This is a genomic window from Amycolatopsis sp. NPDC003865 (assembly GCF_053605345.1).
In genome coordinates this window covers 215237-223302 of sequence record NZ_JBSGJA010000002.1, presented here as the reverse complement: position 1 = coordinate 223302, position 8066 = coordinate 215237, and the positions used below count along the sequence as shown (strand labels likewise).

Annotated in this window: 9 protein-coding genes and 1 tRNA gene; 5 read left to right on the top strand and 5 right to left on the bottom strand. The window is 69.5% G+C overall.

Annotation, left to right across the window (positions count from 1 at the left end):
• On the top strand, window positions 1-258 hold a 258-nt coding region (locus ACWEVP_RS05965), incomplete at its 5' end, for a hypothetical protein (RefSeq protein ID WP_452061507.1).
• Window positions 259-744: 486 nt separating this feature from the next.
• Here the strand turns inward: ACWEVP_RS05965 and ACWEVP_RS05960 are convergent.
• A complete protein-coding gene (locus ACWEVP_RS05960) occupies window positions 745-1617 on the bottom strand; it encodes a helix-turn-helix transcriptional regulator (protein WP_452061506.1) in 873 nt (290 codons plus the stop codon).
• 24 nt (window positions 1618-1641) lie between these two features.
• On the bottom strand, window positions 1642-2421 hold the full coding sequence (locus tag ACWEVP_RS05955; protein ID WP_452061505.1) for an SDR family oxidoreductase: 780 nt from the start codon (window positions 2419-2421) through the stop codon (window positions 1642-1644).
• A gap of 436 nt (window positions 2422-2857) precedes the next feature.
• Between ACWEVP_RS05955 and ACWEVP_RS05950 the strand changes: the two genes are divergently transcribed.
• Both ACWEVP_RS05950 and ACWEVP_RS05945 read left to right on the top strand, forming a co-directional pair.
• A complete protein-coding gene (locus tag ACWEVP_RS05950) occupies window positions 2858-3025 on the top strand; it encodes a DLW-39 family protein (RefSeq protein ID WP_452061504.1) in 168 nt (55 codons plus the stop codon).
• Between the two features lie 27 nt (window positions 3026-3052).
• Window positions 3053-3125: transfer RNA gene (locus ACWEVP_RS05945), tRNA-Ala, on the top strand.
• A 58-nt stretch (window positions 3126-3183) separates the two neighbouring features.
• Here the strand turns inward: ACWEVP_RS05945 and ACWEVP_RS05940 are convergent.
• Window positions 3184-3549 carry an EthD domain-containing protein gene (locus tag ACWEVP_RS05940; protein ID WP_452061503.1) on the bottom strand — a complete coding sequence of 122 codons (366 nt, stop codon included), beginning with the start codon at window positions 3547-3549 and terminating at the stop codon, window positions 3184-3186.
• Complete coding sequence (locus tag ACWEVP_RS05935) at window positions 3546-4952, bottom strand: MFS transporter (RefSeq protein WP_452061502.1); 1407 nt, start codon at window positions 4950-4952, stop codon at window positions 3546-3548. Before ACWEVP_RS05935 ends, ACWEVP_RS05940 begins: the two co-directional genes overlap by 4 nt.
• A gap of 102 nt (window positions 4953-5054) precedes the next feature.
• Between ACWEVP_RS05935 and ACWEVP_RS05930 the strand changes: the two genes are divergently transcribed.
• Both ACWEVP_RS05930 and lipB read left to right on the top strand, forming a co-directional pair.
• Window positions 5055-5936 carry a helix-turn-helix transcriptional regulator gene (locus ACWEVP_RS05930; protein WP_452061501.1) on the top strand — a complete coding sequence of 294 codons (882 nt, stop codon included), beginning with the start codon at window positions 5055-5057 and terminating at the stop codon, window positions 5934-5936.
• Window positions 5937-5990: 54 nt separating this feature from the next.
• Window positions 5991-6626, top strand: coding sequence for a lipoyl(octanoyl) transferase LipB (gene lipB / locus ACWEVP_RS05925; protein WP_452061500.1), 636 nt, complete (start codon window positions 5991-5993; stop codon window positions 6624-6626).
• Here the strand turns inward: lipB and ACWEVP_RS05920 are convergent.
• A complete protein-coding gene (locus ACWEVP_RS05920; RefSeq protein WP_452061499.1) occupies window positions 6610-7998 on the bottom strand; it encodes an alpha/beta fold hydrolase in 1389 nt (462 codons plus the stop codon). The genes lipB and ACWEVP_RS05920 overlap by 17 nt on opposite strands.
• Window positions 7999-8066: the final 68 nt, after the last annotated feature.

Below are 8066 nucleotides of genomic sequence, written 5' to 3'. Positions count from 1 at the left end.
GCCAGCACTCTCAGCCAACTCGGGACACTCGCCGAGAAGTCAGGCGACCTCTCTGGTGCGGTCGCCAACCACGTGCGCGCCGCCTATTTGCGCGCCCAGTTACAACTTCGCGAGCTAACCTTCGACCTCCAGCAACTCCGATCGCTGCGCGACAAACTGGGGCAGGACCGATTCGACGAGCGAGTAGGCCAAACACTGCCGAAGCCAGAGGCGGCCGAGCTCACTGCCCTGCTGGAGCAAGTCCAACCGCCGGAATGATCAACCAGCCGACGCAGCAGTAAACCCCGATCAATAGCAGTAGATCAACTCTATGCGCTGATCCGGTCGTTAACCGCCCCGCTCGTGCCGCACCACTGACGTCCGAGAGCGCAGCGGCAGCCAAAGAACAGTGCGACTACCGATTCTAATTCTGCGCTGTCGCAGATGGTCCCACGACTGGCAACGCTGTGGTCCCTCACGGTGGCAAACAACACGTACGCCGCCAGGCAGTGAAGTGATCGGCTTCCTTATGGGGGTTAGCCCTGTGAGTGACAAACTGAGTGACAACCGCCAAGATCATCCGTAATCGTTGGTGGACGACTACGGACGCTTGACAGCGAGGTCGCGGACTATCGCCTTGATCAGGAAGTCGTCATCTTGCCCTGATAACGAAGAGGTCCCAGGTTCAAGTCCTGGTAGGCCCACCTTGGACAAAAGCCCGGTTCGCTTTCGCGGACCGGGCTTTTGCCTGACCGGGGTGACTATTCACTGCACCGGCTTCTCCTGGCCGGCCGCCCAAGACGACAACAAAGCCAGACCGTCCGCGGCCGCCGTGCCCGCGGGTGCGGTGTAGACGTTCAAGAGCAAACCGGGTTCGGTGGACAGCTCCATCGACTCGACGTCCAGGTCGAGCCGGCCCACTACCGGGTGGTGCAGACGCTTTCGCCCGGACCGGTGGAGCCGGACGTCCTGAGATGCCCACCGCCGCCGGAACAGTTCGCTGCGGGTCGACAACTCGCCGACCAGGGCGATCAGCTCCTCGTCGTGCGGGTTGCGGCCGGCTTCCATGCGGAGCTTCGCGGCCACATCGCCGGCGATCCGGTCGTAGTCGACGAAGAACGTTTCCGCCGCTTCGGGATCCAGGTACACGAACCGCGCGGTGTTCGCCGGGCGTCGCGGGTTGGCCAGTACCGGTGAATACAGTGCGCGGGCGAGATGGTTCGCGGCCAGGACGTCATAACGGCCGTTGCAGATCCACGCCGGCGCGTCGGTGATGGCGTCGAGCACCTGCTGGAGCGCCGGACGCACCGTCGCGGCAGGTCGCCGGCGGCGTGGACCGCCGGGCGACCTCGACTGCCGTGCGAGGTGGAACAAGTGAGCGCGCTCGGCATCGTCGAGTTGCAAGGCCGAGGCCAGCGCGTCGAGTACCCCGTCGGAGGCGCCGGTGAGGCTGCCGCGCTCCAGCCGCACGTAGTAGTCGACCGATACTCCTGCCAGGAGCGCCACCTCTTCGCGACGCAGACCTTTGACCCGGCGGTTGGCGCCGTAAGCGGGCAGGCCGGCCTGCTCCGGCGTGATCCGCGCGCGACGGGAGCTCAGGAATTCCTTGATCTCGGTGCGCAGATCGATCGTGGTCACCTCGTCACCGTAGTTCCCGTTCGCCTACGTACCCGTCGCGGTCGTGGCGATGCCGCCGTCGACCGGGATGATCGTGCCCGTCAGGTAGGCCCCGGCCCGGCTGGCGAGGAACACGGCGACACCCGCCATGTCGTCGTCGCGGCCGAGCCGGCGCAGCGGGGCCTTCGCCGCGATCGTGTCGCCGACGGCCTCGAGCGTGGACGCCATCATCCGCGACGGGAACGGTCCCGGGGCCACCGCGTTCACCGTGACGTGCTGCGGGCCCAATTCCCTGGCCAGCACCCTGGTGAGCTGGTGGAGGCCCGCTTTGCTGCTGGCGTAGGAGTAGTTGGGCGACTCGGCGACGTGGATCGCGGCGATACTGCCGACGTTGATGATCCGCGCGGGATCATCGGCGGTGCCCGCCTTGCGAAGCGCGGGAAGCAGCGCCTGCACCAGCCAGAACGGCGCCTTGAGGTTGAGGTCGAGCACGGTGTCCCAGGCCTCGCCCGGGAACGTCTCCAGCGGCTCGCGCCACATCGCTCCCGCGTTGTTGACGAGGATGTGCAGGCCGTCCGCATCGGCTTTGACGAGATCAGCGAGGCGCTGGCACTCGTCATGCCTGGACAGGTCGGCGGGAATCGCTTGCACGTCGCCGAATTCGGAAAGCAGCCGCTGTGCCTCCGCGCACGCGTCCGCGCTGCGTGAGCTGATGACGACGCGTGCGCCCGCCTGCAGGAGGCCGCGCGCGATCATCGTCCCGATGCCCTTGGTGCCGCCAGTGACGAGCGCGTGCTTCCCACTCAGATCGAAAAGGTCTGCCATTTGGTCTTCCTCTGTGGAGCCGGGAACCGACTCCACCAGGCTGACAAGGGGTGCGGACGTCGGGGAGACCCTGATGAGACAGGTACTGCGAGAGCCACCCGGCCCCCGGATACAGGTCAGCCCTGCCGGGAAGAGAATGAACCGGCAGGGCTGAGCGGTCACGGTCGGCGCGCACCACGGTCGCCTCTCGGCGAGTGGCTCATCGCGGCTCCAGCCTGACGGAACTCCGCGAAGGCGGTGGTTGAGGCCCGGGGGACACGGTGGGCACGTCGACCAGTCAGTACAACAGGACACCCCGCCCGCGTATTTCCGGTGCGATGTGACCTGCGTTACCTGCGCAATCGTGGTTCCACGTGGAACCACCGCCCCCGACGGTGGCCGACGCCGGTGCAGTAACATCACGGGGTAAGGGAAGCAAGCTGAGAAGGGGGCTTCGGTGAAGAAGCTGCTGGCACTCGCGGTCATCGCGGGCGGCGTCCTGTTCGTCGTGAAGCGCAACAAGGCGGCCAAGGCCGAAGCCGAACTGTGGCGCGCGGCAACCGCGCCGGTCCCCTCGAACAACGGCACCACCCCGGCCAAGCCGGCGGGTGCGTCCCACAACTGAGTTTCCCGCGGGCACTCGCCCGCACCCGGGGCTGTAGCTCAATTGGTAGAGCACCGCCTTTGCAAGGCGGGGGTCAGGGGTTCGATTCCCCTCAGCTCCACTGTGGACACGACGAAGGCCGGGTGAGGGGCGTCCCCGCTCACCCGGCCTTCGTCGCGTCAGGCGGTCACCTTTGACGCACTGGGCCGGTCGATGACCACGTCCTCTTCGCAGATGATGCGCCCAAAGGTGGACAAGTCGATGAAGTTCTCGTGGTCCGGGTCGACGATCTTCCGGAAATTGTCGCTGAAGAACAGCCCTTCGAGGTCGGCCATGCTGTCGAACCAGGCCTCGACCACCGAGTCGTATTCCGCCTCGGGGTATCGGGGCGCCGGGACCGGGTACGACACGACGAACCGGCGGATGTACCGCTCCGACTCCGGGATCGACATGAGCAGCGGCCGGTGGACGTTCTGCTGGTAGTGCTTGAACTCCTCGTGGGTCATGCCTTCACGGCGCTTCAGCGTGATGACCACCTTGATCACGGGCGAACACCTTCCTCTGGTTGATCAGTGGGAAATCGGTGGGTGCGGTCGATCGAGCGGAGCCGCCGCGCGAGCACCCAGAACAGCGCGGTGGCGATCACCTGCACGCCGAGCGCGACCGCGTAGGCGCGTTCCCAACCCAGCGAGGGCGCGAGCGAGCCGAAGAGCCCGCCGATGGTGGCGATGCCCAGTGCCAGCGATGCTTGCTGCGCCGTCGTGAACAGGCCTCCGGCCAGGCCGGCGACCCGCGGGGGGACCGCGGCCATGACCGTCTCGACCAGCGGTCCGTACTGGCTCGCCTGCGCCGCGCCGAGGAACACGCCGAGCACTTCGAAGCAGCCGATCCAGATCGCCGGGCCCTCGCCCTGGGCGAACCACGAGGCCAGGCCGAGCAGGATCAGGCCGGCGATCAGCAGGCCCGCGGCCAGCTCCATCGTGCGGTCGCCGAAGCGCGCAGTGATGCGCGGCATGCGAAGCCCGGCGAGCACGAACGTCCCGGCGAACGCGGTCAGCGCGAGCCCGGACTGGACCGGCGTCAACCCCAGGCCGACCTGGGTGAGCATCGAGTACTCGTAGCTGAAGGCGCCGTACCCGGCGAACAGCAGCACGGCCATCAGCAGGCCGAGCCGTAGTGCGGGCTGCCGCAGGCTGGACGGCGCGACGAGCACGGGGCGTCCGGCCGGCTCGCGCCGTCGTTGGTTGCGCCAGAACCCGGACAAGCCCACGATGCCCAGCACCGCCAGCCCCGATGTCCACCAGGTCCAGCCCGTGGCCGGGCCCAGCGAAAGACCGGCGACCAGGGTCAGGAGCGAGATCCCGACCCGGAGTGCGCCGCCGAAGTCGGGGCGTTCGGTGCCGTCCGGCGGGTGGACCCGGAGCCGGTGTGCGCCCAGCAGCGCCACCGCGCTGGGGATCGCCGAGGTCAGAACCGCGCCGCGCCATCCGGCGAAGGCCATCACGAGACCGCCGGCGACCTGGCCCGCCACGGTGCCGACCCCGGAGCTCGCGGTGAACGCCGCGACCCCGCGTGCCCTGGCCGGCGCGCCGTCCGCGGTCTGGACGATCGCCAGTGTCTGGGGCATCACCAGCGCCGAGGCCGCGCCCTGCAGGACCCGGGCGGCGACCAGCCACCAGAGCCCGGGAGCCGCCGCTGCCAGCGCCGACGTCACCACGAGCGCGAGGAGTCCGGTGGTCAGCAGCCGGCGGCGGCCGTACCGGTCACCGAGCCGCCCCGCGACGATCAACCCGGACGCGAACGACACGGCGAACGCGGCGAGCACGAGCGCGACTTCGCCGCGGCCCGCGCCCAGTTCCGGGCCGAGCCGCGGGGCGGTGACGTTACCGATGCTGAACGTGTACGTCGCGCCGAACGCCGCGAGGAAAACCGGCCAAGTTCGTTGCATGGTGCCGACCTTGCGCGCCGGCTGGGGAGCTACCCAGAGCTGCGCGATGCTGGTGGCCGGACCACCAGCTTGAGCTCGTCGAGCCGTGAGACGATCGTGGCCGTGGCGGATGTGCGTTCTCGCGAGCTCGGCGCCTACTTGCGCGCCCGGCGTGACCGGCTTTCCCCCGCGGACGTGGGCCTGCCCGGCGGTGGTGGCCGGCGCCGGGTCAAGGGGCTGCGCCGCGAGGAGGTCGCGGTGCTCGCGAACGTCGGATCGACGTGGTACACGTGGCTCGAGCAAGGACGCGACGTGCAGCCGAGCGCCGAGGTGCTGGCGGCGATCGCCGACGCGCTGCGGCTCTCCCACGACGAGCGCCGGCACCTGTTCCTCCTCGGTGGGCACCCGGATGCCGAGACGCCCTCGAGCTCGGAGACGGCCGGGGTCCGCCTGCAAGCGCTGCTGGACAGCGTCGCCCCGCACCCCGCGGTGGTGATGAACCCGTGGTTCGAGCCGCTGGCCTACAACGCGCCGTTCCGGTTCTTGATCGACGACTTGGAGGCCCTCCCGGCGGCCGACCGCAACTGCGCCTACCTGCACTTCACCCACCCCGACTGGATCGCCGGGCACTCCGACCACGAGCAGGAGTGCGCGGCCGTCGTGGCCAAACTGCGCGCGTACTACGGCGAGTCGGTCACCGACCCGGCGTGGGAGCCGTTGCTGGCCCGGCTCCGCGCCGAGTCACCGCTTTTCGTGCGGCTCTGGGACCAGGCCGACGTGTCCACCGATCCTGGGCGGGTGAAGCGCATCCGGTCGTTGCACGTCGGCATCCTGTCCGTGCGCACCGTGACGATGCTGTTCGAGGAGAACCCCCGCACCCGGGTTGTCGTCTACCAACCGGCGGACCGCACCACCCAGGAACGGCTCGAGGAACTCGCCTCCCGCATCGCCCGCGGCACCGTCGACGGCCCGGCGAACGTCCGGCGGCTGCGCCCGGCGACCTGACGGGCTGTCCGATTCCTTCGGCGCCGCAACGGAATCCCGGCGTAGCCTGGCGTCGTGGGATGGCCCGTCAAACGCGTCGATCTCGGTGAAGTCGACTACCAGCAAGCCCTCGCCGACATGCGGATCTGGGTCGGGGAACGGCAGCAGAACCTCGCCGAGGATCGGCTCTTCCTCCTCAGCCATCCGCCCATCGTCACCTACGGGCCGCGCACCAGACCCGAAGACCTCCCCACCGATCTTCCCGCTGTAGAGGTCGATCGAGGGGGGTTCGCCACTTACCACGGGCCCGGGCAGCTCGTCGGGTACCTCGTGGTCGACCTCAAGGCGCGCGGGCCCGTCGACGTCGTGCGGTGGCTGGAAACCGGGCTCGTCGCCGCGTTGGAGGCACTCGGCTTCCCCGCGGTCCGCAGGGAAACACCGCCGGGGCACTCCAGCCTCGCCGGCGTCTGGACGCCCGATCACCGCAAGGTCGCCTCCATCGGCATGCGCATCCGCCGCGGCGTCACGAGCCACGGCTTCGCGCTCAACGTCGACCCCGACATGACCGCCTTCCACCACTTCACCGCCTGTGGCCTCGCCGACGTCACCATGGTGTCCCTCGCCGAGCTCGCCGCCGAGCAACGACGAGGGACACCGACCGACGCCGAAGTGCGCGACGCCGTCTTCGAAAGCCTTACCGCAGGAAGCTGATCACCGCGTCCCGGCCGGCGTGGCCGCGCTCGCGGTTCTGGATCGAATGGGACTCGCCCGGCACGATCACCAGCTGACCACGCGGAGCAGACCGGGCTTCCTCGTACGCCCACTCCATCGGCGTCGACAAGTCACGGTCGCCGTTCAGCAGCAGCACCGGGACGTTCGGCAGGCGGGACGCCGGGTTCGAGCCCGGTCGCTCCGCCGGCCACGGCAGGCAACTCTGGATGAATCCCTGCTGCGTCGCCACCTCTGTCGTGTACGGCCAGGTCGCCGACGCCGGCAGGGAACGCGCGGTCAACGACAACAGCGGCTGCCGCAAAGCCACCGGTGTCGCCGCCGAGCCCCACGGGAAACGCTGGTCCGCGCACAGCGTCGCCGCGTGCAAGCCCGAGCTGAACGACGCCGGGTCGTCGCCGCCCGACTTGTACGCCTCCAGCAGCCCGTCCAGCTGTGCCGGCGATCCCGCCCGTGCCGCGTGCAGGGCGGAGATGACGTCGCCCGCGGACGGGTTGCGGTACGTCGGGTCGACGAACTCGTACGTCACGATCAGGTCGAAGATCTTCACGCCGTCGGCTGTGCCGCGTTGGCGGACCACCGACGCCAGGTCCTCCGCCGGGTCGTACCCGCAGGCCGGCGCCACCGCACACGCCGCGCGCAGCACGCGGGCCTCGGCCGTCAGGCCCGTCAAGTAGAGCGACGCCGACGCGGACGCGTGGTGCGGCAGCACCGAATCGAGGACGACCTTGCTGACGTTGCCCGGGTGCGCGATCGCGTACCGCGCCGCCGTGAACGAGCCGTACGAGACGCCGTCGACCACCATCTTCGACACGCCCAGTGCCCGCCGGAGCTGGTCGAAGTCCGCGACGGTCTGGTCCGTCGAATACAGCGGCGCCGTGTCGCCGAGGATGCGCGCGCATTCGGTGACCGCGTCACGCGTCGGCGTCGCGATGTCCGAGCTGCCCATCTGCGCCTGCAGACCGGGGCACTGCAACGCGTTCGCGCCGGTGCCGCGCTGGTCCAGCATGACGAACCGGTAGTCCTTGGCGACCTCCGGCAGCCGCTGCGTCGCGATCCGCGTGATGGCGCCGACGCCGCCCTGGCCGGGCCCGCCGGTCAAGAACAGCAGCACGCCCTTGGGCGCGGACACGTTGTCCGCCGTCGCGACCGGCAGGGCGAGCGTGCCCGGCACCCGGCCGGACCGGTCGAGCGGCACCGTCAACGTCGAGCAGGTGAAGCCCGGTTGGCCCGGGCACGGATGCGGGTCCGTCAGCGTCGGTCGTCCCCCAGGACGCGCGTCGGCCGAGGCCACACCCCCGAATGCGGCAGTCAACGCCAGGACCAGCCCGGCGGTCAGCAGTTTCGAGCGCATGATCCATCATCGCCACACCCACCCGGGCGCGGCATACCCCCGATCAGGGCCGGACGCGGAAATCTTCG

Bases quoted from the DNA above. Each gene is read 5' to 3' on its own strand.
- ACWEVP_RS05955 (WP_452061505.1), bottom strand. From the start codon at position 2,421: ATGGCAGACCTTTTCGATCTGAGTGGGAAGCACGCGCTCGTCACTGGC.
- ACWEVP_RS05935 (WP_452061502.1), bottom strand. From the start codon at position 4,952: ATGCAACGAACTTGGCCGGTTTTCCTCGCGGCGTTCGGCGCGACGTAC.
- ACWEVP_RS05920 (WP_452061499.1), bottom strand. From the start codon at position 7,998: ATGCGCTCGAAACTGCTGACCGCCGGGCTGGTCCTGGCGTTGACTGCC.